The organism is Paraglaciecola sp. MB-3u-78 (assembly GCF_002835935.1).
Taxonomy (GTDB): Bacteria; Pseudomonadota; Gammaproteobacteria; order Enterobacterales; family Alteromonadaceae; genus Paraglaciecola.
The window spans coordinates 104311-127380 of sequence record NZ_PJCF01000013.1 but is presented as its reverse complement, the minus strand read 5'-3'; the positions used below and the strand labels follow the sequence as shown (position 1 = coordinate 127380).

At 41.3% G+C, this 23070-nt stretch carries 18 protein-coding genes; 10 read left to right on the top strand and 8 right to left on the bottom strand.

What is annotated here, in order from left to right; genetic code table 11:
* Positions 1-141 precede the first annotated feature (141 nt).
* The 4 genes from CXF95_RS24420 to CXF95_RS24405 all read right to left on the bottom strand — a co-directional run bounded on the left by CXF95_RS24420 (position 142) and on the right by CXF95_RS24405 (position 3746).
* Positions 142-1755, bottom strand: a complete 1614-nt coding sequence (locus CXF95_RS24420) for a M56 family metallopeptidase (RefSeq protein WP_101201113.1) — start codon at positions 1753-1755, stop codon at positions 142-144.
* 4 nt (positions 1756-1759) lie between these two features.
* Positions 1760-2161: a BlaI/MecI/CopY family transcriptional regulator gene (locus CXF95_RS24415; protein ID WP_101201112.1), complete on the bottom strand. Its 402-nt coding sequence runs from the start codon at positions 2159-2161 to the stop codon at positions 1760-1762.
* Positions 2162-2302: 141 nt separating this feature from the next.
* Positions 2303-3508: an NnrS family protein gene (locus CXF95_RS24410; protein ID WP_232788020.1), complete on the bottom strand. Its 1206-nt coding sequence runs from the start codon at positions 3506-3508 to the stop codon at positions 2303-2305.
* A 16-nt stretch (positions 3509-3524) separates the two neighbouring features.
* On the bottom strand, positions 3525-3746 hold the full coding sequence (locus CXF95_RS24405; protein ID WP_101201111.1) for a hypothetical protein: 222 nt from the start codon (positions 3744-3746) through the stop codon (positions 3525-3527).
* Between the two features lie 52 nt (positions 3747-3798).
* On the opposite strand from CXF95_RS24405, the gene CXF95_RS24400 reads away from it, so the two are divergent.
* The 3 genes from CXF95_RS24400 (at position 3799) to CXF95_RS24390 (ending at position 7848) form a co-directional block, all read left to right on the top strand.
* Positions 3799-4293, top strand: coding sequence for an Rrf2 family transcriptional regulator (locus CXF95_RS24400; RefSeq protein ID WP_232788019.1), 495 nt, complete (start codon positions 3799-3801; stop codon positions 4291-4293).
* A 189-nt stretch (positions 4294-4482) separates the two neighbouring features.
* On the top strand, positions 4483-6792 hold the full coding sequence (locus tag CXF95_RS24395) for a YgiQ family radical SAM protein (RefSeq protein ID WP_101201110.1): 2310 nt from the start codon (positions 4483-4485) through the stop codon (positions 6790-6792).
* A 168-nt stretch (positions 6793-6960) separates the two neighbouring features.
* Complete coding sequence (locus tag CXF95_RS24390) at positions 6961-7848, top strand: prenyltransferase (protein ID WP_232788018.1); 888 nt, start codon at positions 6961-6963, stop codon at positions 7846-7848.
* Positions 7849-8095: 247 nt separating this feature from the next.
* Here the strand turns inward: CXF95_RS24390 and pckA are convergent, their stop codons facing one another.
* Both pckA and CXF95_RS24380 read right to left on the bottom strand, forming a co-directional pair.
* Positions 8096-9694, bottom strand: a complete 1599-nt coding sequence (gene pckA / locus CXF95_RS24385; protein ID WP_101201109.1) for a phosphoenolpyruvate carboxykinase (ATP) — start codon at positions 9692-9694, stop codon at positions 8096-8098.
* 245 nt (positions 9695-9939) lie between these two features.
* A complete protein-coding gene (locus CXF95_RS24380) occupies positions 9940-10332 on the bottom strand; it encodes a phasin family protein (protein WP_101201108.1) in 393 nt (130 codons plus the stop codon).
* A 266-nt stretch (positions 10333-10598) separates the two neighbouring features.
* Here CXF95_RS24380 and CXF95_RS24375 point away from each other — a divergent pair, with 266 nt between their 5' ends.
* From CXF95_RS24375 to CXF95_RS24360, 4 genes are all read left to right on the top strand, one after another.
* Positions 10599-11837, top strand: a complete 1239-nt coding sequence (locus tag CXF95_RS24375) for a serine hydrolase domain-containing protein (RefSeq protein ID WP_101201107.1) — start codon at positions 10599-10601, stop codon at positions 11835-11837.
* A gap of 228 nt (positions 11838-12065) precedes the next feature.
* The gene (locus tag CXF95_RS30090) at positions 12066-12206 is read left to right on the top strand and encodes a hypothetical protein (RefSeq protein WP_198556692.1); all 141 of its coding nucleotides are present in this window, start codon (positions 12066-12068) and stop codon (positions 12204-12206) included.
* Entirely contained in the window at positions 12199-12759 is a 561-nt protein-coding gene (locus CXF95_RS24370) for a demethoxyubiquinone hydroxylase family protein (protein WP_101201106.1), read from the top strand. The genes CXF95_RS30090 and CXF95_RS24370 overlap by 8 nt, the downstream gene beginning before the upstream one ends.
* A 427-nt stretch (positions 12760-13186) precedes the next feature.
* Positions 13187-13675, top strand: coding sequence for a ribonuclease HI (locus tag CXF95_RS24360; protein ID WP_101201104.1), 489 nt, complete (start codon positions 13187-13189; stop codon positions 13673-13675).
* A gap of 142 nt (positions 13676-13817) precedes the next feature.
* Here CXF95_RS24360 and CXF95_RS24355 read toward each other — a convergent pair whose 3' ends face one another.
* Positions 13818-14492 (bottom strand): type 1 glutamine amidotransferase domain-containing protein, encoded by a 675-nt coding sequence (locus CXF95_RS24355; protein ID WP_101201103.1) that lies wholly within the window; start codon positions 14490-14492, stop codon positions 13818-13820.
* Positions 14493-14899: 407 nt separating this feature from the next.
* The gene (locus CXF95_RS29720; RefSeq protein WP_157828232.1) at positions 14900-15364 is read right to left on the bottom strand and encodes a hypothetical protein; all 465 of its coding nucleotides are present in this window, start codon (positions 15362-15364) and stop codon (positions 14900-14902) included.
* A gap of 128 nt (positions 15365-15492) precedes the next feature.
* Between CXF95_RS29720 and CXF95_RS24350 the strand changes: the two genes are divergently transcribed.
* The 3 genes from CXF95_RS24350 to acnB all read left to right on the top strand — a co-directional run bounded on the left by CXF95_RS24350 (position 15493) and on the right by acnB (position 22949).
* Complete coding sequence (locus tag CXF95_RS24350) at positions 15493-16620, top strand: PQQ-dependent sugar dehydrogenase (protein ID WP_101201102.1); 1128 nt, start codon at positions 15493-15495, stop codon at positions 16618-16620.
* A 485-nt stretch (positions 16621-17105) separates the two neighbouring features.
* Entirely contained in the window at positions 17106-19919 is a 2814-nt protein-coding gene (locus tag CXF95_RS24345; protein WP_101201101.1) for a bifunctional aconitate hydratase 2/2-methylisocitrate dehydratase, read from the top strand.
* A gap of 417 nt (positions 19920-20336) precedes the next feature.
* A complete protein-coding gene (gene acnB / locus CXF95_RS24340; protein ID WP_101201100.1) occupies positions 20337-22949 on the top strand; it encodes a bifunctional aconitate hydratase 2/2-methylisocitrate dehydratase in 2613 nt (870 codons plus the stop codon).
* The last annotated feature ends 121 nt before the right edge of the window (positions 22950-23070 follow it).

Below are 23070 nucleotides of genomic sequence, written 5' to 3'. Positions count from 1 at the left end.
AAGTGGAGAAGCATGAAAATTTATTTTAGTTAGCTTCATATACCCCCCGTAACTTTATTCTGGATCTACTATATCTAATCAAATACAAAACACATAGCGAGTGTTTAACTCGTTATGTGTTTTGTATTTAAGCGACCTTGGTTAACGCTTTTGGGATAAGTCGTTAAGCAGCTTTTCGTTTTTATCACTTGGAAACAACATAGCTATTTTTTCTTGTACAGCGATGGCTTGAGTCGCGTTTTTATTCTCGACATAGTTTGCCATTAACAGATTCAACCAATTTTCTTTGGGTTGAAAACCTTGGGTTTCGCTGATTAAGACTAGCTCATTCAACAAAGGGATGGCAGTGTCATATTGCTGCAAAGAATAGTGCGAGACTGCGGTCATAAACAAAAGTTCTTTTTTGTCTACGTTATTATCTGCAATTTCAAACCACTTGTTTGAGTAGCTCAGCTGTTTGTCCCATCGCTCTTGGCTTGCGGCTAAAGCTTGTGCCATTTGAAGAATGGGTAAAAGCTCACTTGCTGATAGCGAATCTTCAAGGGCTACCGCTTTATCCATGTAGGCTATTATTTGTGGGTTTTTGGCATCTAACTCATATAATACGTGAGCGTGCAGTTTCCAAATTTTAGCCTGTTGTGAGGTGTCGAAACTTTGCACATTATTAGCTAATTTACCTAACTGTGTTTGTGCCCCGATAAAATCTTGGTTGTTGATTGTATTAAGCACGTTAACAAGACTCGCTGTTTGCATCTCATGACTAGCTGGTTGCTGTGTGTTGCCCTGTGTGTTGCCCTGTGTGTTGATAGTGGCATTTGAAAAGCCAATCCAACCTGTTAGTGACAGCAATGATGCCATCACAACTACATATCGTTTTTTCATGTTATGTTCCTCATTGAGTTTATTGATCCGTTGTAAATTAAATGCCGGTGTACCACTCATTTGTAAGACTGCTGGCATAGGCAGAGAGTGTTGCTGCGTATTTACCTGTAATGTCAGTTTAATCAACTGCAGTTGATAACGGCCTTCGGGTAAATGCTTTTTGCACTGCTCATCGCAGCTTAATTCTATTTGTTGCCTAGCGTAATGTGCGGTAAACCAAATCAGAGGATTCCACCAAAACAAACGTTGTACTAGGTTAATCGCCCATAACCAATAGGGATCATGCTGACGAATATGGGTGAGTTCGTGCAATACAATAGTGCGAATTTTTTCTGCGTCATGTTGATTACTGTCTAGCCAAATAATAGGTGTAGTCAGGCCAGTCGTCATGCCTGGAGCGTGTGAATTGATGCGACGAATATCACAGTTAGGCTGAGCGATTTGTGCCGTATTCCAAGTTTGATTGTCTAGTGTTGAGTTTTTTATCCAGCGTTTATGTAATTTTAAATAACTCACTGCGTCTTTCAAAAACAATACTAACCCTATTGAGAATGCGGCCAGCCATAAACTATAGAATGTAAACAATGAAGAAGATGATTGTGCTGTTACTGGTGCAACTAACTCAGTGTTTTGCGTTTTGGCAGCTGACTTCACCCAATTGAATTCACTCAGAATATTTAGCGGTAAGGTGAAAGTGTCGAAAGCGTTAGACACCGTCTGAAATTGCATAAGCTGCCAAGGTGTAAGCCAAGTCACCAATATCAATAGGCAAATATAGAAACGTAAACGGGCGGGAGCACCGCGCAGTAATAGAATGGCTAAGCCGCAGAGACTGCTGATCAATAGGGTGATTGTGAGATAAGAAATCATCATAGCCTCACTTTTTAGTGCTATGTTTATTTTTAGCTTTTTGTGCAGCCAGCATGTTTTCAAGCTGCTCTATTTCACTGTTATCAAGTTGTTCATTAGCCAGTAATTGCGCCACCATTTTGTGTGGATCACCAGCAAACATACGTTTTAGAAACCCTTTTAGCAAAGGTGTAGAGAGGGCTTCACGTTCAATCGCTGGAGCATAATATATGGTGCGACCTTGTTGATCGGCCCGGGTTAAGGCTAGTTTTTGTTCGAGGCGGTCGATAATAGTTTTAACGGTTGAGTAACTGACGTCTTTGTCTAACTTGATCTTTTGATGTACTTCAGGCGCAGACGCTTTACCGGCTTGCCATAGGATGTTCATGACATCTAATTCAAATTCACTGAGTTTAATATCGGCTTTCATTTCTATCTCTACATTTGTCGAGTTTACATCTACGAATGTAGAGGTAGAAGGTTTGTCTGTCAACTATTTAATGAAATAAATGTATTTTTATCATTGGAATGGAGTGTCACGCTTGTATAAAAACGTGCTCAAGCATCCAGCCTAACCGGGCTTACCATCAGGTCTTGGAGTGGTCAGACTGGGTGCATAAACAACAACATATATCCCAAAGGCCAATGCCCATAAACAAGCGGACACAACATGTAAGTTGAAGTTGAAATATAACTGAATATAAGGAGAGAGAAGCCGAATGCCGCCGGCTAAAATTATTAGGCTAAAGGCATACTTCATTAGCCAGTGAGGTGTCAGTGGCCTACCTGAATGACCTAAAGAAATTCGCGCTATCATCGCCAATATCAGTGAACTCATAGCCCCTGCGGTTAACCCGTGTAACGCATTTGATGTGGATATATTTAGACCTGCATAGTGTAAAGCGAACAACAAAAAACTAATTGGGATAAACCAATAAGCCAGATGTAATGACCACACTAAAGGCGTGTTAAAGGTTACCTGAGGTCGCCAGCGTATTGCTCGAATGCTGTGGCCCAGCGAGCAAAAGATAAATAATAAAACCGTTAGTTTGCTGGATATTATTTGCTGTAATCCGAAGAAATGTATCAGCAGTGCTATGGCAGTTACACTAATCACTGACTTTTCCAACCAAGCCAGATTATCTACTTTTTTTGTTTGGGTGCCATTTGCAGTAAACATCGGAAACACTCGTCCTGCGACAACCGTCATTATCAGAGTGATAATCATCACAGTGCTGTATATGCCTTGAGTATAAAAATGTATCTCGCCAGTCATAACTGATAAATGTGTGAACAAGTTAGCCGTTGCCAGCAAAAGTAATATCGGCACAAAAATAAGATTTCGGTACTGTTTAACTTTTAACACTAGCTTTGCCATAAAAAACGCGGCTAGTAGTAAAAAGCTGATATCAATTAGGGCGGTGATCCATTGCATCGAAAAGATGTCTAACAACATACATACGCGAGCTAATAACCACAGGGTAAAAAGTATAATGAGTGGCTTGCCATGTGTGGCTCTCAGGCCAGTCCAACTCTGAACTGCGGTAAGTAAGAAGCCGACAATAATAGCGGCCACAAATCCGAACAACATTTCGTGAGCATGCCAAAAAGTAACGCCACCGTATGGCATAAAGTAAAGTTCACCAGCCTGTACCAAAGCCCAAGTAACCATTGAAAATATTGAAAACAGACAAGCAAATAAGAAAAATGGCCGAAACGCCTGTCGCCATAGAGGTACTATTTTTTGTTCTTTATTTGGTTCTGAAATATTAATCATTATTGATACTCAATCTTTAACGAATGGCTAGGCCGAGTTGTTGCTGAGCGACTAGACGCACCACGTAAGACAACTTAAAAAGCCCAGCAAGGAGAATTTGCCCGACGTGTAACAGTGTAAGGCCAAGCAGTGGGAAATGGTTATTAAATCCGTAAGCGAGAACAGCATTGATAACAAAAGCCACCAATGTTGTCAGCATAGAGGCGTTTGCTAGTTTCAGTAATAAAGTGTTGTTCATAACATGCCTTTAATAAGTATCTTTTATAAGGTGCATATTAAATGTATTATATATGAGTGTCAAACAGGCTTTAAATTTAACCCCATCATTTGGATCACTGAAAAAACATATGCAACTTACTCGTTACACTGACTATGGGCTACGAACCCTTATTTATCTTGCTTTATTGCCTTCAGGCAGACGCGCTAGTATCGATGAAATAAGTAAAACTTATGACATCTCCAGAAATAATGTGAATAAAATTGTGCATCAATTAGGTAAGGCAGGAATAATCGAAACTAAAAGAGGCAAGGGTGGTGGTTTCTATTTAAAAAAAACGCCACAAGAGTTAAATATTGGTGAGTTAGTGGTGTTGCTTGAAAACACATTACAAGTAGTTGAATGCACAACACCAAAATGCCGAATACTACCTGCCTGCAAACTTAAAGTTATATTGGGGCAAGCCACTCAAGCATTTTTAGATAGCTTAAAAGCTTATACTTTGGCCGATTTATTAGAAGATGAGTCTAAAGCACTGATCCAAATTCTGAATATTCAGTGCGATTAATATGCAAGTATCGCAGGTTGGCTAATTTGAAAGTGTGACTCATAGGGTAACCCATATAACCATGTAAATTTTGGGGTAATTATTGGCTCACCAATACAATCTAATTCTGCTATAATTCTGCCGATTTTTTGCACAGCTAGTCGCTGCATTTTTTAGGCGTATTTTTAGCCGTATTTTTTAGAGAGTTTCATGCCAACCATTCAACCAGCCTCGAGATCCAAACCTGTCGCCCGTATGAAAGCGGAGCGCGGCTTGTTTTCCTTCCCTAAATATTGGGCAGAATGTTTTGGTCCTGCGCCGTTTTTACCTATGTCGCGAAAAGAGATGGATGAACTTGGCTGGGATAGTTGTGACATTATTCTGGTTACTGGTGATGCCTATGTTGATCATCCGAGTTTTGGTATGGCTGTTATTGGTCGTACGTTAGAGGCACAGGGTTTCAGAGTAGGGATTATTTCCCAGCCTGATTGGCATAGTAAAGATGCATTTATGCAGCTTGGTGAGCCTAATCTGTTTTTTGGTGTGACTGCAGGTAATATGGACTCGATGATCAACCGTTATACGGCTGAGCGTAAGTTGCGTCATGATGATGCCTACACCCCAAACAATGAGGGCGGTAAACGTCCCGACCGTGCGGTAACGGTTTACACCCAGCGTTGTAAAGAAGCCTATAAAAAACCTGTAGTGATTGGTGGCATTGAAGCCAGTTTAAGGCGGATTGCTCACTATGATTATTGGTCAGACAAAGTGCGCCGTAGTGTGTTGTTTGATTCAAAAGCCGATATGTTGATGTTTGGTAATGCCGAACGCCCTTTGCTTGAAATGGCACACCGTTTTGCCGCTGGCGAAACCATTGACCAAATGCAAGATATTCGCGGCACTGCGGTTATTCGTAAAGAACCTTTGCCCGGCTGGCAAGGAGTGGATTCCACCCACCTAGACAGCATAGGCAAAATTGAAGCTATTATTAGCCCTTATCAAATTATTGACGATAAATGCGCTGTTAAGTCTGAAGCTGAAAGACAAGCGGCAATCGAAGAGCAAAAAGCGCAGCCAATCGTGGTTCAGCCTTTTACCTCGAAAACCCAAAGAGTGAAGCCTTGGGATAAAACCTATGTGTTATTGCCCGCTTATGATGTGGTACGCGCCGAAAAAACTCATTACGCTCATACTTCTCGTATTTTACATAAAGAAACCAACCCCGGCTGTGCCCGTGCACTGGTGCAGCGCCATGGTGATCGCATTATTTGGATCAACCCACCTGCGTATCCATTAGAAACCGAAGAAATGGATGCCGTGTTTGATTTACCTTATGCCCGGGTGCCACATCCTAGTTACGGCAAAGCCAAAATCCCAGCATACGACATGATCAAAACCTCGGTGAATATCATGCGTGGCTGTTTTGGTGGTTGTACTTTCTGTTCGATTACCGAACATGAGGGCAGGGTGATCCAAAGCCGCTCAGAAGAATCCATTATTCGTGAAATCGAAGAAATTCGTGACAAAGTCCCCGGTTTTACCGGTGTTATCTCCGATCTTGGTGGCCCAACGGCGAATATGTATAAGTTGCGTTGTAAAAGCCCTAAAGCAGAACAAGCTTGTCGCCGTTTGTCTTGTGTATGGCCAGAAATCTGTGGGCACTTAGATACCGACCAAACCCCAACCGTTAATCTTTACCGCAAAGCTCGGGAAGTGGAAGGGGTTAAAAAAGTTCTGATTGCCTCAGGTGTGCGTTACGATTTGGCCATTGAAGACCCAAATTATGTCAGAGAACTAGTCACTCATCATGTGGGTGGATATCTAAAAATCGCCCCAGAACATACCGAGAAAGCCCCCCTAGATAAAATGATGAAGCCGGGTATGGGGACTTACGATAAATTTAAGGAATTGTTCGACAAATACACCAAAGAAGCGGGCAAAGACCAGTATCTTATTCCTTATTTCATCTCAGCTCATCCGGGTACTGAAGATATGGATATGGTGAATTTGGCGTTATGGCTTAAAGAGCGCAACTTCAAGTTAGACCAAGTGCAAAATTTCTATCCGTCACCTATGGCTAATGCCACCACTATGTATCACACGGGCAAAAACCCGATACATAAAGTGAATCATAAGAGTGAAGAGGTTGAGGTGCCTAAAGGCGAAATCCATAGGCGTTTACACCGTGCATTTTTACGTTATCACGATCCCGCTAATTGGCCAATATTGCGTAAAACGCTCAAAGAAATGGGTAAAGCCCACTTGATTGGCAATAGCCCTAAATGTTTAGTGCCTGCTGAAAGTCGCAATGAACTAAAAGGCCGAGATCAAAAAGAGTTCGCCAAACGTTCCGGCAATAAAGCATTTGCCAAAGGTAAAACCGCGAATGCCGTAAAAGCGCAGAAGGGCTTAACCCGCTTTAGTGATAATCAACCTCACAATGAAGCAGCCAAGGCGGAGAAGGCGAGTCATGGCAAGCCAAAGAGTAAAAATCGCAAACCTCGTTTAATCACAGATTAGACTCTCGCCAGCTTTGGGTTGACTTACTCTTTTGTTCCATAAGTTCAACCCAAAACTGACTGCATATTTTGCCATTCTGAATCAATGGGAATTGGCCAGCGATAAGTCGTCACGGATGCCTGTCAGTAGTTATAATTCCCTTAAACTACATACCTACAAGGATGGACAATGCCTTTTGCCACTATATTGAAATCCATGCGTTTGCCCTTTGTTATTTTGAGTCCAGTTTGTGTGTTTTTAGGGGCAAGTGTTGCGAATTTTGAAGGGGGTAATAGCGATTACCTCAACCTAGGCTTGGCTCTCTTAGGGGCAGTGCTGGGACATATCAGTGTTAACTGCCTCAATGAGTATTCTGACTTTAAAAGTGGATTGGATCTCAATACGTTTAAGACGCCTTTTAGTGGCGGCAGTGGAGCTTTGCCCGATAACCCTTCTTACGCCCGTTTTGTGTTGTTGGCGGGGGTGTTGTGTTTGATGGTGATTTTGAGCATTGGTAGCTATTTTTTATACTTGTATGGATTTGCCATACTGCCCCTAGGTTTAGTGGCAGTGTTTTTGATCCTGGCCTATACCAATTGGCTCAATAAAAACCCTCTTCTGTGCCTGATTGCGCCCGGTATTGGCTTTGGTCCGCTGATGGTAGGAGGCACTCACTTTGTTCTTACAGGGGCTTATTCAAACCTAAGTTGGCTGGTTTCTTTGGTGCCGTTTTTTCTTGTGAGTAATTTGCTGCTACTTAATCAATACCCTGATATTGAAGCTGACAAAGGGGCTGGGCGACGACACCTGCCTATCGCTTACGGCGTTAAAGTTGGCAATATGGTGTACGCAGCTTTTATCATGGCGACATTACTGGTAGTTTCACTGGGTACTTATTTTAACCACTTGCCGCCATTATCACTTATTGCTTTACTCCCCCTGATACTGGCTCTGTTCTCCATTTCTGGTGCAATTAAATTTGGGGCTGACATAGGTCAGCATCCTCAGTTTATGGCTGCGAATGTGGGAGTGAGTTTACTGACTCCTTTACTGCTTGGTATAGCATTGCAAGTCTAGAAATAACGAAAAACCACTTCATCATCAAGTCATGTTATTCATACTTTCGTGGTATTAATGCTGCCTTTGCCAAATGAAAATATAGTTCTAACACTAAATAGACGCTTTAATTATCGTATTGGGGCGCTGGTGATTGATACAGAAGGCAACATGATTGGCTTGCACTCACAAACCTAACCCGCGCCTTAAATTGCTCAATGTATTACAAATAGGTCCCCCCGGAGTTAATGGGGGGCAGCCAACTATTTTATAAACGAGGACCCGCCGAGGTAAGAGCTTTACCTTCTTCGTTATCAGTAAACTTAGTAAAGTTATCGACAAATAGTTTGGCTAATTGTTTCGCTTCTGTTTCCCATTCAGTTTCGCTTGAGTATGTATTCCTTGGGTCTAGAATGTGGCTGTCTACGCCCGATAGTGTTGTAGGGAAAGCAAGATTAAAATAGGGAAGATTTTCGCACTCAGAATCTTCTACTTCACCGCTTAATATTGCATCAATAATCGCCCGTGTTGCCGCTAAGCTAATACGTTTACCTGTGCCATTCCAGCCAGTGTTGACTATATATGCACTGGCGCCAGCATCAGACATTCTTTGCTCTAGCACTTCGGCATATTGTGTGGGGTGTAAGCTTAGAAAAGCCTGTCCAAAACAAGAAGAGAAGGTAGGCGTAGGATGATTGACACCACGCTCAGTGCCTGCCAATTTGGCAGTGAATCCTGACAAATAATGATACTTTGCTTGTTCGCTGGTTAAACGTGATACTGGCAGAAATACACCAAAAGCATCTGCGGTTAAGAAAATGACTTTTGTAGCATGTCCTGCTTTGCTAATGCCTAATACGCGGTTTTCAATATGTTCAATTGGGTATGAAACACGGGTGTTTTCTGTTCTAGAGTTATCAAAGTAATCAGGTATATTACCCTTTATTACCACATTTTCTAATAAGGCGTTACGTCTAATTGCGTTATGAATTTCTGGTTCTTTTTCAGCGTCTAAATCAATTGTTTTGGCATAACAACCGCCTTCGAAATTAAAGATACCCTCATCGTCCCAGCCATGTTCATCATCACCAATTAATGCCCGTTGTGGGTCGGCTGATAATGTGGTTTTCCCGGTACCCGATAAACCAAAAAATATAGCGGTGTCATTATCTTTACCCACATTGGCCGAGCAATGCATTGAGGCTATGCCTTGTAGAGGCAGAAAGTAGTTCATCATCGAGAACATGCCTTTCTTCATTTCGCCGCCATACCAAGTCCCACCAATTAATTGCATTTTTTCAGTTAAGTTAAATGCAACAAAGGTTTCGGAGTTAGTTCCGTGTTTTTCGAAGTGTGGATTTGAGGTTTTTGAGGCATTCATCACCACAAAATCAGGCTCAAAATTATCAAGTTGATCTTCTGTTGGACGAATAAACATATTTTTGACGAAGTGCGCTTGCCATGCAACTTGCATAACAAATCTGACTTTAAGAGCTGTATTCGAATTTGCACCACAAATGGCATCAACCACATATAGGTCGCTGTCTGAAAGTTGTTGCTGGCTGACTTCTTTTAACGCTTGCCAGGTTTCCGATGAAATGGGCTTATTGTCGTTGTTATTGTCAGCGGTCCTCCACCAAACAGTATCTTTGGTTGTATCATCTTTTACCAAAAACTTATCTTTAGGCGAACGTCCAGTATATATTCCGGTATCCACATTGACTGCACCTGAATCTGTCACTGTGCCTTTTTCATAACCCGTTAAGGCTTCATCAGTTTCGGCGGCAAACAATGTGTCATAACTTGGATTATGGATAATATTGGTTATAAGTACTGTGAATAAATGATTACAAAACTTAAAAATAATGAATTTGAACAGTGAATGGCATATAAAATGCGAAAATAAAAAAAAGAACCGCGATGAATGACTATCTATTGAAAGGTAATTTACATTCGATGAGCACAGCTATGACACTAGCAAGACTTATTTACATGATTTAAGTGTCAACTTACATGTACTAGAAAAGGTGATTGAGCGGTAAATCGGATAGTTAATTTTGCTTATAAAAAAAGAGAGCACTGGGGCTCTCTTCTTAATCCATCAGCTTGAAATTACGCTTTTTTCACTGCTGGTTTAGCTGCTAATTTAGCTACTGCAGCTGTCAATGCGTCAATTTTTTCACTTAGCTCTTCAATTTTTTTGTCAGTGTCAGTGTTGTTGAAACCAAGCTTAGTGCGAACTGTTTCGATGCGAGTTTCGATTTCAGTTTTTTCAGCTACTTTAGTTTGCACTTCTTTCACTTTATCTTTACCTTCAGTTTCAAGCTTTTGGCCTTTAACAACTAACTCATCAAATAATTTGTTTGAGTCAGTAGAAAGTGCTTCAAAACGGCCTTTCACTTCTTCGTAGCCTTTACCGTATGCACCAAGACCGGCTAACCATACTTTACGAGCCATTTCTTCTGCAGTAGCGGCTTTTTCTTTAATCATGTCGATATTATTCATAATATTTACTCCGTGGATGTTTAAAATTAAGTATCTTACTTCGATGAAATATATCTTACGGATGAAAATTAGAAATCGCATACTAATTAAGCAACTTTATTATAAGTTTTTAATAAAAGGTTGAATGTGAAATAAATATTGGGGTTTATTAGTGTCATTTTTACAGCCCAGTAAAGCCAGTTATTGCCCATTGCTTAGGTCTGGGATAGCTATTATCCTTTCTATACACCAGTCAGGATTTTATCTTTAACTTAAATGAGAAGTGTATGTCAGAAATTAATGTGAAGACTAAAGCGGGCACTGTGAGTGGTTTTTGCGATCCTAAATTCCAAAATGTCGCTGAAGAATTTGTGAAAAATTTTGAAGAACGTGGCGAGATAGGTGCATCCGTTTCTCTTAACGTCGAAGGTGAGACATTAGTTGATTTGTGGGGTGGCTATAGCGATCCTAATACAAAAACGCCTTGGGAAAAAGACACTCTATCACTGGTTTTTTCTTGCACTAAAGCCGCCACTGCATTGTGTGCCCATAGGCTCATCGATCAAGGTGAAATAGACCTCGATGCAAACGTAAGCCAGTACTGGCCAGAATTTGCTCAAAATGGTAAAGAGAATGTGACTGTTAGGATGCTGCTAAATCATTCTGCTGGGTTGCCAGCATTTCGCGAGCCAATCAAAGAGGGCGGTTATTATGATTGGGACTATATGATCGAGCGATTATCGGCAGAAGCGCCTTTTTGGGACCCAGGTACTCGAAATGGATACCACATGATGTCCTTCGGTTGGACTGTTGGGGAGCTTGTGCTGCGTGTGTCGGGGATCTCACTGGGTCGTTATTTTAAAGAAAATTTCGCAGAGCCTTTGGGACTCGATTATTGGATTGGTTTACCTGAAGAGCATGAGAAACGCACCGCACGCATGCTGCCTTACACTCCTAGTGCTGAAGATAAACCCACCGCTTTTATGACGAATATGATGACAAACCCCGCCTCTATTCAACACTTGTGTTTTTTGAATTCCGGTAACTATCAACCCAACTGCCGTGAGGCGCACGCCGCAGAGATAGGTGGTGGTGGTGGGATTGCCAATGCTCGGGCACTGGCGGGATTATTTGCGCCTTTAGCCAATGGAGGCAGCTTGAATGGTGTGACACTGCTATCAAGGGACCATATATCAAAGATGAGTGCCGTTTCTATGGCAACTATGGAAGATGCAACTTTGTTGATCCCCACGCGGTTTGCTCTGGGTTTTATGAAATCAATGGACAATCGTTACCGCAGCTCGGGAGAACTTGAAACCGCGATTATGGGTGAGCAGGCTTTCGGGCATGTTGGAGCTGGCGGTAGTATTGGTTTTGCAGACCCCGAATGTAAACTCGGATTTGGATATTCTATGTCCAAAATGGGAGCCAGTTTGATGTTAAATGAACGTGGTCAATCCTTAGTTGATGCAGCTTATAAAACATTAGGGTATCGAACTAATAAGCCCGGGCATTGGGTAAAGTAATTGTATAAATGCCTGCGAGTTCTATTGCAGGCTAAAAGGATTTGGCTGTGCATTATCAATATACAATGTGTATCTAATGGAATGTATTTGTTCGAAAATTAATGGTTGTTTATCTTTTCGTCTAATAATCAATCAAACACAAATCTTAGTATGATCCTCTGCCCTCACAAATCGTAATCTCACTTATAAATACATTTATAAATTCATTATAGTTTTTAGGAGATGAGTGTGAGCGCACCTTGGGTTGCCTATATAGTTGTTGGTCTGGCAATATCGATGCTAGCGGTGCTTGGTATCGGATTAATGTCCTTATCGAGAAAAAATGCCAATACAAAAATGCCGGAGCAAGGCACAAGTAAAGATGCATAAGTTAAGTGTTTTTAATGCCACAAGATATGCCTCATCTATTCGTGCAGAACTGCGTGCTAGCCACGCGGGGGAAACTGGCGCTGTTTGGATATATCGGGGCATATTGCTGGTCAACCGTTTTAAGCGTGACACCGAGATAGAAACGTTCGCTAAACATCATTTAGCGACAGAGAAAGACCATCTGCTTCAATTTGAAAACCTGATCCATCGATTTAGAGGCAGTGCCCTTCTTTTTATCTGGATGTTCGCTGGGTTCATGATGGGGGTATTCTCGATGTTGCTTGGAAGGAATTGGGTTTATTACACAATTTACAAAGTAGAGTCATTTGTTGACGCTCATTACAGGCAACAAATACATGCCCTTTCCAAGCTAGAATTTTGTGACAAAATCGAGATTATACAAATGATGCAAGCTTGCAATGCAGATGAGCAAGCTCATAGAGACGAAGCGCTTCATGCGCTTAATGGTGAACCTAATCTAGCTATGCGAGTGTGGGGCAAACTGGTTGGAACTGGCTCACATTGCGCCGTTGTTGTGGCTAAATTACTTTAAAAGTATATACATGGGAAAGTCACTAAGAAACCGCCAACTGAAAGACTGCGATTACTGTGCAAAACCTGAGTCCGTATTGTATCGGATACGATTACAACAAGCCGCACCTTGGGTTTTTATCTGTTCTGGTTGTCAGTCGAAGGTAAAAAGCCAAGCGCTGTATCAATATGGAGGTACTTGGAAACAGCAGAAGCGACACTAATATCGTTAACTGCTTGCTGTAATGCTCTATTCACATCATATAATATAAATAAATGCTTTAACCTCCCCCCCAAGTTCCCCACCCAAGAACGTAAAGTTAAATTGAAATTGTTATCCTCAGCATACCGCTTATTTTCATTTTGAACTGAGTTGAATTGTTTAGTCCACAAGGGTGTGTAATATGCTGTAAAATTCAAAAATAACTGTATTTTTGAACGGATAATGGATGCTTCATTTAGAGGTTTTTACAGACGGCAGTGTTAATAACCAATTAAAAGTGGGATATGGCGCTTACCTAGTTGTATCAGAACAGTCTGTGTCTATAGACAGACTTAAACATAATGTGAAAATCAAACGCTTTGTACAAACGAGTTCGACTAAGTTGGAATTACAAACGTTGTTGTGGGCACTGGATGAGATCATCACTTTAGCTGATGAAAGCGATATCACTTTGTGCATTTATACCGATTCTCAAAATATTATTGGTCTGCCGGGCAGGCAAAGTGCGCTTGAACAGAGTCATTTTTTTACGGGTAAAAATAACAGGCTGAATAATTATGAACTGTACCAAGAGTTTTACCGATTAACTTCGCGTATACAATACAAGTTAGTTAAAGTGCTCGGCCATCAGGTATCCAGCAACAAAGATGAAACAGATACACTTTTCGGATTGGTTGATAAGGCATCTAGGCGAGCGTTGCGAGAAGAGTTTTAAGCAGTGCTTCTGGCACTGCCAGTCTTTGAGCCAAATACTTTTCAATCTTAATGCATATTTGTGACATGTCTGTACTTAAATTCATGTTTCTATTAAGTTTGTGGAGAACAGATATGATGTTTTGTTCTCCACATTTGAGAACTTATTTAGCTAACTGTTTCACAATCGCTGCAGCAACAGCATGAGCACTGGTAGGGTTTTGACCTGTTATTACGCGTTCGTCTTCGATGACAAACTCCCCCCAAGGCTGCACTTTGCTGTAACGAGCAGCGTTACGGGCAAGTGACTCTTCTAAAAGAAAAGGTACATCATTGATTGTGCCGTAATCTATTTCTTCTTCACGGGTAAAACCGGTGACAGATTTATTGGCTAATAGACTTTCACCGTTGCTTAATGCGATAGGCAATAAGGCCGCCGGACCATGACAGACTGCAGCGATAATACCGCCTTTTTCATAATGTTTGGCGCTAAGTGCCGCAAAATCGTGGTTACTCGCTAAATCAGATAACAGTCCAAAACCACCTGGATAGAATACAGCGTCGTAATCATCAATATTAACGTCAGATACAGGCAGAGTATTATTGAGCTTATTTTGAAACTCTTGGTTGTTGAGTATGGCGTCGTTAACTACGTCGCCTTCAATGTCGGTGCCATAAATGGGCGCTTTGCCACCTTTGATAGAAGCAATGTCATATTCAAACCCTGCTTCCAAAAAAGCATGCAATGCATGGGTTAATTCTGGTGAATAGGTACCATTTGCTTGGTCTGTGGTGCCTAATGTTCCATGATTAGTTACCGGAATAAGTATTTTTTTCATTGTGATCGCCTTTTAATTTGTCTTGTCAATTTGATGAATTTCAATTGGAGCGATTATAATCATTAAGCGCATTGACAACAATAAAGAGGCAACCATAAAATCATTGTGACTGCTGTGATATCCAAACCTCAGAAAGTATTTGTGGTGAAATCATCTTAGATGAACTCGATGGACAAACTGAGTTAAACACAGTTGTTGCGGGAAATTGCTGCCCATCTGTGGTGGTCCTATTGATAACTGTGAAGTGTATGCAGAAGAATTTTTGCGCCAAGGAGAAAATATGCCTTTAGCGCTAAACCTAGGGTTGTTTTTATGGTGCTTGTACAGGCTCAGAACACAAGCTTGCCAAGGAGATTAATAGCTTCTGGGCAAGGTAATGTAAAGCGAAGTGATAGGCAGCTAGCTGTCTAAATGACAGCTTTTGCGCCTGATTGACGAGTGCGTAAATGACTGAAAATCAAGCCCCCCATTGCTCCCGCCAAGCTCTGGCATAAAAAACCAAAGGTGCTGCGAGCTCCCGCTAATAAGGTGATTTCTAAAATCGGATGCATAGCTAAAAGAGCCACAGTGACCCCAACGCCTCCCGCCAAACAATACAGAAGGTAGGGTGACCACTTGAACCATTTGATGAATAGGCCTGCCACGATAAAAGCAATAAAATAACTAACGGCTACAACGATCCCATAAGTAGGATACAGGCCTAATAAGTCATCAAGACTCATACTGAGGCGATCGTTGAACAAAATTTCCACTCCTACCTTGGTCAATTCGGCCATCACAAATTGGCTATGAAACAAGCTTGCTAAAACAAATGCAAAAATCACTGCAACAAAAAAATGTGTACAAAGCCTAAGGTAAAAATTTAATTTCATAATGTGTTACTTATTTTAGTCTTGATGCGGGATATATAATGTGGCGATAATGGGCGAACTGAATGTTAATATCAACAGAACTATGATTATGTATTCAGATTTTATTCTAATTTAGAGACGACACACCTATGCAATATCGGGGTTTTATTTTTGGGCTGATTATACTCTTAAGCAGCAATTTTTATGGTTTAGCTGCGCAACAAGCAACGTTCCACAGTTATAAAATACAGGAAGTCGCCAGTGGTTTACATTTTCCTTGGTCGTTAGCCTTTTTACCTGATGGCAGTTTATTGGTAACTGAGCGTACGGGTAAATTGACTAGGGTAAGCAATGGCGAAGTGTCTGCGCCGATTACTGGCTTGCCCACTGATATATACGTTAAAGGGCAAGGCGGACTATTAGAGGTAGTGTTGCATCCTAATTTTGCCTCTAATCAATGGGTGTATATTTCTTACGCTATGGGCAATGATGACAAAAATGCTTTACAAGTTATGCGGGCAAAATTAATTGGTAACGAATTAGTAGAGCAACAAGTTGTTTTCACCGTGACACCTTTTAAGTCAACGCCCGTCCACTTTGCAGGGCGAATGGCTTTTTTACCTGATAACACATTACTTATCACCAGTGGTGATGGCTTTGATTACCGCGAAGATGCACAACGATTAAATAGTTTGCTGGGTAAAATAATTCGCATTAACGACGATGGCAGCGTACCAACCAATAACCCCTTTGTGACTGAAAACCCTGATTCGCCCAGCAATTATGTGTTTAGTTATGGGCATCGAAACCACCAAAGCCTACTTTTTGACTCCAAGCGAAATGTGATTTTTTCAAACGAGCACGGTCCAGATGGTGGTGATGAACTGAATATTATTCAAGCAGGGGTAAATTATGGTTGGCCCGTGATTACTCAAGGACTCGATTATATCGGCTCTCGCATTAGCCCTTTTACCGAATATCCAAATATGCAGCAACCCAGACTAGATTGGACCCCTTCTATTGCTCCTTCTGGTATGGCTGTTCACCAAGGTAATCTGTTTAGTGAACTAAATGGTGATTTATTAGTCAGTGTTCTGAAGTTTAAAGAAGTGCGATGGTTACATATGGACGGATTAAATGTGGTTGGTCAAACATCTTTGTTTAAAGAACTAGAGCAAAGAATTCGTGATGTTCGCGTTCACCCAGATGGTTCCATTTATATATTAACCGATAGCGATCAAGGAAAAATCTTGCGCATTATTCCAAGTGAAAATTAATAAGGTACGTTTTGAGATAGAAAAAATGTAATTTTTTTTAAGAAATAAACAGACTTATCAATTAAATAAATATTGAATATAAGTAAACAATGGCTTTAGCCAATGTCACTTTTTGGTCATAACCTTTATAATTTCACGGTTAAATCTCTATGCTCCAATGTGAGTTGCTATTTTTGGAGTCAACTTGAGGACACAAATTGTGTGAAACGCTTCTCGTAACACCTTATAGCGTAACCACATTATAGAGTGTGCCGCAGAGAATATCCCGCCTAAGCTGTGAGACGCTAAGCAAGTTGCCGGTTTAGTTGCGTTAACGAAAACACCACCCGCTGGAAAATAAACCGCTTATTTAAAGAATGCTGATATGCACAGCGCTTATTTTACCAAAAGATGCTTAATGAATAGAAAATTAGGTAAACTATCGACAAAATTTCATCATGCTAATTATCATATTATTAGCATGTTATATCCCTTGGGAGTTGTATATGAGTTTGTATTTAGAATACGTTAAAGAAATTGAAAGCCGTAAGAAAGATCTAGGATTGGCACCTAAGCCAATTGATGGCGCTGAATTATTAGCGGAAATTATCGAGCAAATTAAAGCCTCGGCCCATGAGCACAGAGAAGACTCGCTTCATTTCTTTATTTATAACACTTTGCCTGGAACAACCAGTGCAGCAGGTGTAAAAACTAAATTCTTAAAAGAAATCATTTTAGGTGAAGTCGTCGTCAAAGAAATTACACCTACCTTTGCTTTTGAGTTGTTATCTCATATGAAAGGTGGCCCCTCTGTAGAAGTACTTTTAGATTTAGCATTATCTGATGAGACATCAGTAGCAAAACCAGCTGCAGAAATATTAAAGAATCAAGTGTACTTATATGAAGCCGATATGAGCCGTCTTGAAAAGGCGTTTAAAACGGGCAATGCCATTGCCAAAGATATTCTTGAAAGTTATGCCAGAGCTGATTTTTTCACCAAACTTCCTGAAATAGACGAAGAAATTGAGGTGGTTACTTACATCGCTGGTGAGGGTGATATTTCTACGGATTTATTATCGCCAGGTAATCAAGCTCACTCTCGTTCAGATAGGGAATTGCACGGTAAGTGCCTTATTTCTCCCACTGCTCAAGCTGAAATCCAAGCACTGCAAAAACAACACCCAGCCAAAAGAGTGATGTTAATCGCTGAAAAAGGCACTATGGGTGTAGGTTCTTCTAGAATGTCAGGTATTAATAACGTGGCTTTATGGGCAGGTAAACAAGCCAGTCCTTATATTCCATTTGTGAATTTTGCTCCCGTTGTTGCAGGTACTAATGGCATTTCGCCTATCTTTTTAACGACTGTTGGTGTGACTGGCGGTATCGGTTTAGATCTTAAAAACTGGGTTAAAAAACTCGATGCTAACGGTAAACCTGTGCTTAACGAAAGTGGCGACCCCGTTCTTGAGCAAACTTACTCTGTCGAAACGGGCACAGTGTTAACGATTAACACTAAACACAAGAAGCTATTCAGCGGCGATAAAGAACTGGTTGATATCTCTTCGGCTTTCACCCCTCAAGCCGTTGAGTTTATGAAAGCAGGCGGGTCTTACGCCATTGTATTTGGTAAAAAATTACAAACTTTTGCAGCTGAAACTCTCGGTGTCGCGTTAGTGCCTGTATACGCTGCTTCTAAAGAAATTTCTCATCCAGGCCAAGGTTTAACTGCCGTTGAAAAAATCTTCAACAAAAATGCAGTAGGTGTTGCCTCTAAAACTGCTCTTCACGCTGGCTCTGATGTCCGTGTAACGGTCAATATTGTGGGTTCTCAAGATACAACCGGCTTAATGACGTCTCAAGAATTAGAGTCTATGGCCGCCATGGTTATTTCTCCTATTGTTGATGGAGCTTATCAATCGGGTTGTCATACTGCTTCAGTATGGGATTCCAAGGCACAAGCTAATATTCCCAAGCTAATGAGCTTTATGAATAAGTTTGGTCTTATCACAGCACGCGATCCTAAAGGTGTTTATCACCCAATGACGGATGTTATTCACAAAGTATTGAATGATATTACTGTGGATGAATGGGCGCTTATAATCGGCGGTGACTCGCACACTAGAATGTCGAAGGGTGTAGCGTTCGGTGCTGACTCAGGAACGGTTGCACTTGCGCTGGCTACTGGCGAAGCGAACATGCCTATCCCAGAGTCTGTCAAAGTGACGTTTAAAGGCAATATGAAAAACTACATGGATTTCCGTGATGTAGTGCATGCTACGCAAGCTCAAATGTTGAAGAAATTTGGCGATAATGTGTTCCAAGGAAGAGTCATCGAAGTTCACATTGGTACTTTACTTGCCGATCAAGCCTTCACCTTTACCGATTGGACTGCTGAAATGAAGGCGAAAGCCTCTATTTGTATTTCTCAAGATGACACTTTGATTGCGTCATTAGAAATAGCCAAGAGCCGTATTAAAATAATGATCGATAAGGGCATGGATAATGAAAACCAAGTTCTTCAAGGATTAATTGATATAGCAAATAAGCGAATTTCTGATATTACATCTGGAGAAAAGCCAGCACTAAGACCAGATGATAATGCTGAATATTTTGCCGAATTAGTGGTTGATCTTGATGCCATTGACGAACCTATGATTGCCGATCCAGACGTTAATAATGCCGATGTTTCAAAGCGTTATACTCATGATGCTATCAGACCTATTTCGTATTACAAAGGCAGCAAAAAAGTGGATTTAGCTTTTGTTGGGTCATGTATGGTTCACAAAGGGGATATGCAAATTATTTCTCAAATGTTGAGAAATATTGAAAAGCAAAACGGCAAAGTTGAATTTAAAACACCATTAGTGATTGCACCGCCAACCTATAATATTGTTGATGAGCTTAAAGCTGAGGGTGATTGGGATGTGCTTAAGAAATATGCGGGTTTCGAATTTGATGACGTTGTGCCTAAAAACACTGCCCGTACCAAATACGAAAACATCATGTACCTTGAACGCCCTGGTTGTAACTTATGTATGGGTAACCAAGAGAAAGCTGAAAAAGGCGACACGGTACTCGCCACCTCAACGCGTTTGTTCCAAGGTCGTGTAGTAGAAGATACTGCTGAAAAGAAAGGTGAGTCATTACTTGCTTCTACACCAGTGGTGGTTCTATCTAGCATTTTAGGCCGTACGCCTACTCTGGAAGAATACAAAAAAGCAGTTGAAGGCATTAACTTAACTGATTTTGCGCCACCGTTGGAACAACTAACGACAGCGCCATCAGCGCCTGTTGCAGTTAAAATTGCAGATCCTAGCTAAGCTAGTACCTTTCAGACATTAAAGTAAAACAAGCCATGAGGCTTGTTTTACTTTACTTAACTAAAACTTCACATCGACCAAAATACTGAAATAGCCCGCATATTCACAACGATCCACATCCCTATTTAGCCAGATCAACACATCCATAAAGATGTGGCAAGTGTGTAGCAAAATCCTTTTCATCCCAATAGATCATCTCTTTACCTTGTCTTAGTATTGTTACCTGCCTTCTACCTCAAGCTGTTTATATGTACTCACTTAACAGAATTGCATATAGATAATGCAAATGTTGATTATAAGCAAACTAAGGCCTTGGCGGATTTAACTTTTTGGCAATAACCCTTATAATTAATCGGTTTCATTCCTACACTCCAATATTTTTTGTTATTTTTCGGGGTCAACTTAGAGGATATAATTTTGTTAGATGCATATCGTAAACATGTTGCAGAACGTGCAGCACAGAGTATTCCACCTAAACCACTTAATGCAGAGCAAGTCGCTGGTTTAGTTGAGTTGTTAAAAGCACCACCTGCAGGCGAAGAAGAAACATTATTAGAATTATTAGCTGAGCGTGTGCCTCCTGGTGTTGATGAAGCCGCTTACGTTAAAGCCGGTTTTCTGACTGCAATCATTGAGGGCGAAGCCTGTTCACCTCTTATTTCTAAAGATGCCGCCATACAATTGTTAGGTAACATGCACGGTGGTTATAACATCGTTACTTTGATTGCGGCACTTGATAACGCAGACTTAGCCGAATTGGCAGCAGAAGAACTCAAACATACCTTATTAATGTTTGATGCTTTCCACGATGTAGAAGAAAAATCCAAAGCGGGTAACGCTTATGCAAAAGATGTGATCGCATCTTGGGCCGACGCAGAGTGGTTTACTTCTCGTGAAGATATGCCAGAAAAAATCACTGCCACTGTCTTTAAAGTGACAGGCGAAACCAATACAGACGATTTATCACCTGCACCTGATGCATGGTCTCGTCCAGATATCCCATTGCATGCTCGTGCTGCTTTTAAAATGACTCGTGATGGCCTCACACCTGAAAAACAGGGTGAAGTGGGTCCATTAGCACAAATCGACGAAATCAAAGCTAAAGGTCATCAAGTTGCTTTTGTTGGCGATGTAGTGGGAACAGGCTCTTCACGAAAGTCAGCCACTAACTCGGTTTTATGGTTCTTCGGTGAAGATTTACCTGGCGTTCCTAATAAACGAGGCGGCGGTATCTGTATTGGTAGTAAAGTCGCTCCTATTTTCTTTAACACTATGGAAGATGCAGGCGCTTTAGTATTTGAAACTGACGTTGATAAAATGAATATGGGTGATGTGATTGATATTTTCCCATTAGCTGGAAAAATCACCAATACATCTACTGGCGAAGTGTTAGCAGAGTATCAATATAAGTCAGAGGTATTACTTGACGAAGTGCGTGCTGGTGGCCGTATTAACTTAATTATTGGTCGCGGCTTAACTGAAAAAGCCCGTGAATCTCTAGGTTTAGGCCCATCTGATTTATTCCGCAAACCTGACCAACCTGTTGATACTGGTAAAGGTTACACGTTAGCTCAAAAAATGGTTGGCCGTGCGTGTGGTGTAGACGGTATTCGCCCGGGTACTTACTGTGAACCTAAGATGACCACAGTAGGCTCACAAGATACCACTGGACCCATGACCCGTGACGAACTTAAAGATTTAGCTTGTTTAGGTTTCTCTGCCGATTTAACCATGCAATCTTTCTGTCACACCGCGGCTTATCCTAAGCCCATTGATATTGAAACTCAGCATACACTGCCTGACTTTATAATGAACCGTGGTGGTGTATCGCTGCGTGCCGGTGACGGTATCATTCACTCTTGGTTAAACCGTATGTTGTTACCTGATACCGTTGGTACAGGTGGTGATTCCCATACGCGTTTTCCTCTGGGTATTTCATTCCCAGCAGGTTCTGGCTTAGTTGCTTTTGCTGCTGCTACAGGTGTGATGCCACTGGATATGCCGGAATCAATATTGGTGCGTTTTAAAGGTAAAATGCAGCCGGGTATCACACTACGTGATCTGGTTCATGCCATTCCTTTATACGGTATCAAGCAAGGTTTATTGACCGTTGCCAAAAAAGGCAAAATCAATGCTTTCTCTGGTCGTATCTTAGAAATTGAGGGCCTTGATGAATTAACGGTTGAGCAAGCGTTTGAACTATCAGATGCTTCTGCCGAACGTTCCGCAGCGGGTTGTACTATCAAAATGTCTGATAAGTCTATCGCTGAATACCTTAACTCCAACGTCACTATGTTGCGTTGGATGATCAACGAAGGTTACGGTGATGCGCGTACGCTAGAGCGTCGTGCTCGCAAGATGGAAGAGTGGTTGGCTAAGCCTGAATTGATGCGCGCTGATGCCGATGCTGAATATGTTGAAATCGTCGAAATTGATTTGGCTGATATTAAAGAGCCTATTCTATGCTGCCCGAACGACCCAGATGATGCGAAAACATTGTCTGAAGTTGCAGGTAACCAGATTGATGAAGTCTTTATCGGTTCTTGTATGACCAATATCGGTCACTTCCGTGCAGCAGGTAAGTTGTTACAGCAGTTTGAAGGCACATTGCCAACCCGTTTGTGGATGTCACCACCGACTAAGATGGATCAAGCTCAGCTTACAGAAGAAGGCTACTACGATATTTATGCCAAAGCGGGTGTGCGTCTTGAAATGTCTGGCTGTTCACTGTGTATGGGTAACCAAGCGAGGGTTGAGCCTAATTCAACTGTGCTTTCTACCTCTACTCGTAACTTTCCTAACCGTTTAGGTGATGGCGCTAATGTCTATTTGTGTTCAGCTGAAATAGCCGCTGTAGGTGCGATTATGGGTAAAATCCCCTCTACAGAAGAGTATATGACTTATGCTACTAAGATTGAATCCATGTCAGCTGAAGTGTTTAAATACTTAAATTTCGACCGGATGGATGGGTTCAAAAAAGCCGCAGCAGAAGCAAAAGCGAATATTATTCCAGCACTAAATATTGCCTAGTCGTTAATTAGTCAATACAAACCGGTATAGCCTGATGGGCGTGCCGGTTTTTTTATGTGTTTATTCTTGAATGCCAATCTGAAATTATTGACACTTTCAGAAATGGGAAACGAGCGATAAA

Coding starts and splice junctions, on each gene's coding strand:
- CXF95_RS24420 (WP_101201113.1), bottom strand. CDS start 1,755: ATGATGATTTCTTATCTCACAATCACCCTATTGATCAGCAGTCTCTGC.
- CXF95_RS24360 (WP_101201104.1), top strand. CDS start 13,187: ATGCTTCATTTAGAGGTTTTTACAGACGGCAGTGTTAATAACCAATTA.
- CXF95_RS24345 (WP_101201101.1), top strand. CDS start 17,106: ATGAGTTTGTATTTAGAATACGTTAAAGAAATTGAAAGCCGTAAGAAA.
- CXF95_RS24370 (WP_101201106.1), top strand. CDS start 12,199: ATGCATAAGTTAAGTGTTTTTAATGCCACAAGATATGCCTCATCTATT.
- CXF95_RS24400 (WP_232788019.1), top strand. CDS start 3,799: ATGAGTGTCAAACAGGCTTTAAATTTAACCCCATCATTTGGATCACTG.
- CXF95_RS24415 (WP_101201112.1), bottom strand. CDS start 2,161: ATGAAAGCCGATATTAAACTCAGTGAATTTGAATTAGATGTCATGAAC.
- CXF95_RS24410 (WP_232788020.1), bottom strand. CDS start 3,508: ATGATTAATATTTCAGAACCAAATAAAGAACAAAAAATAGTACCTCTA.
- CXF95_RS24395 (WP_101201110.1), top strand. CDS start 4,483: ATGCCAACCATTCAACCAGCCTCGAGATCCAAACCTGTCGCCCGTATG.
- CXF95_RS24390 (WP_232788018.1), top strand. CDS start 6,961: ATGCCTTTTGCCACTATATTGAAATCCATGCGTTTGCCCTTTGTTATT.
- CXF95_RS24375 (WP_101201107.1), top strand. CDS start 10,599: ATGTCAGAAATTAATGTGAAGACTAAAGCGGGCACTGTGAGTGGTTTT.
- CXF95_RS29720 (WP_157828232.1), bottom strand. CDS start 15,364: ATGAAATTAAATTTTTACCTTAGGCTTTGTACACATTTTTTTGTTGCA.
- CXF95_RS24405 (WP_101201111.1), bottom strand. CDS start 3,746: ATGAACAACACTTTATTACTGAAACTAGCAAACGCCTCTATGCTGACA.
- CXF95_RS24380 (WP_101201108.1), bottom strand. CDS start 10,332: ATGAATAATATCGACATGATTAAAGAAAAAGCCGCTACTGCAGAAGAA.
- CXF95_RS24350 (WP_101201102.1), top strand. CDS start 15,493: ATGCAATATCGGGGTTTTATTTTTGGGCTGATTATACTCTTAAGCAGC.
- CXF95_RS24355 (WP_101201103.1), bottom strand. CDS start 14,492: ATGAAAAAAATACTTATTCCGGTAACTAATCATGGAACATTAGGCACC.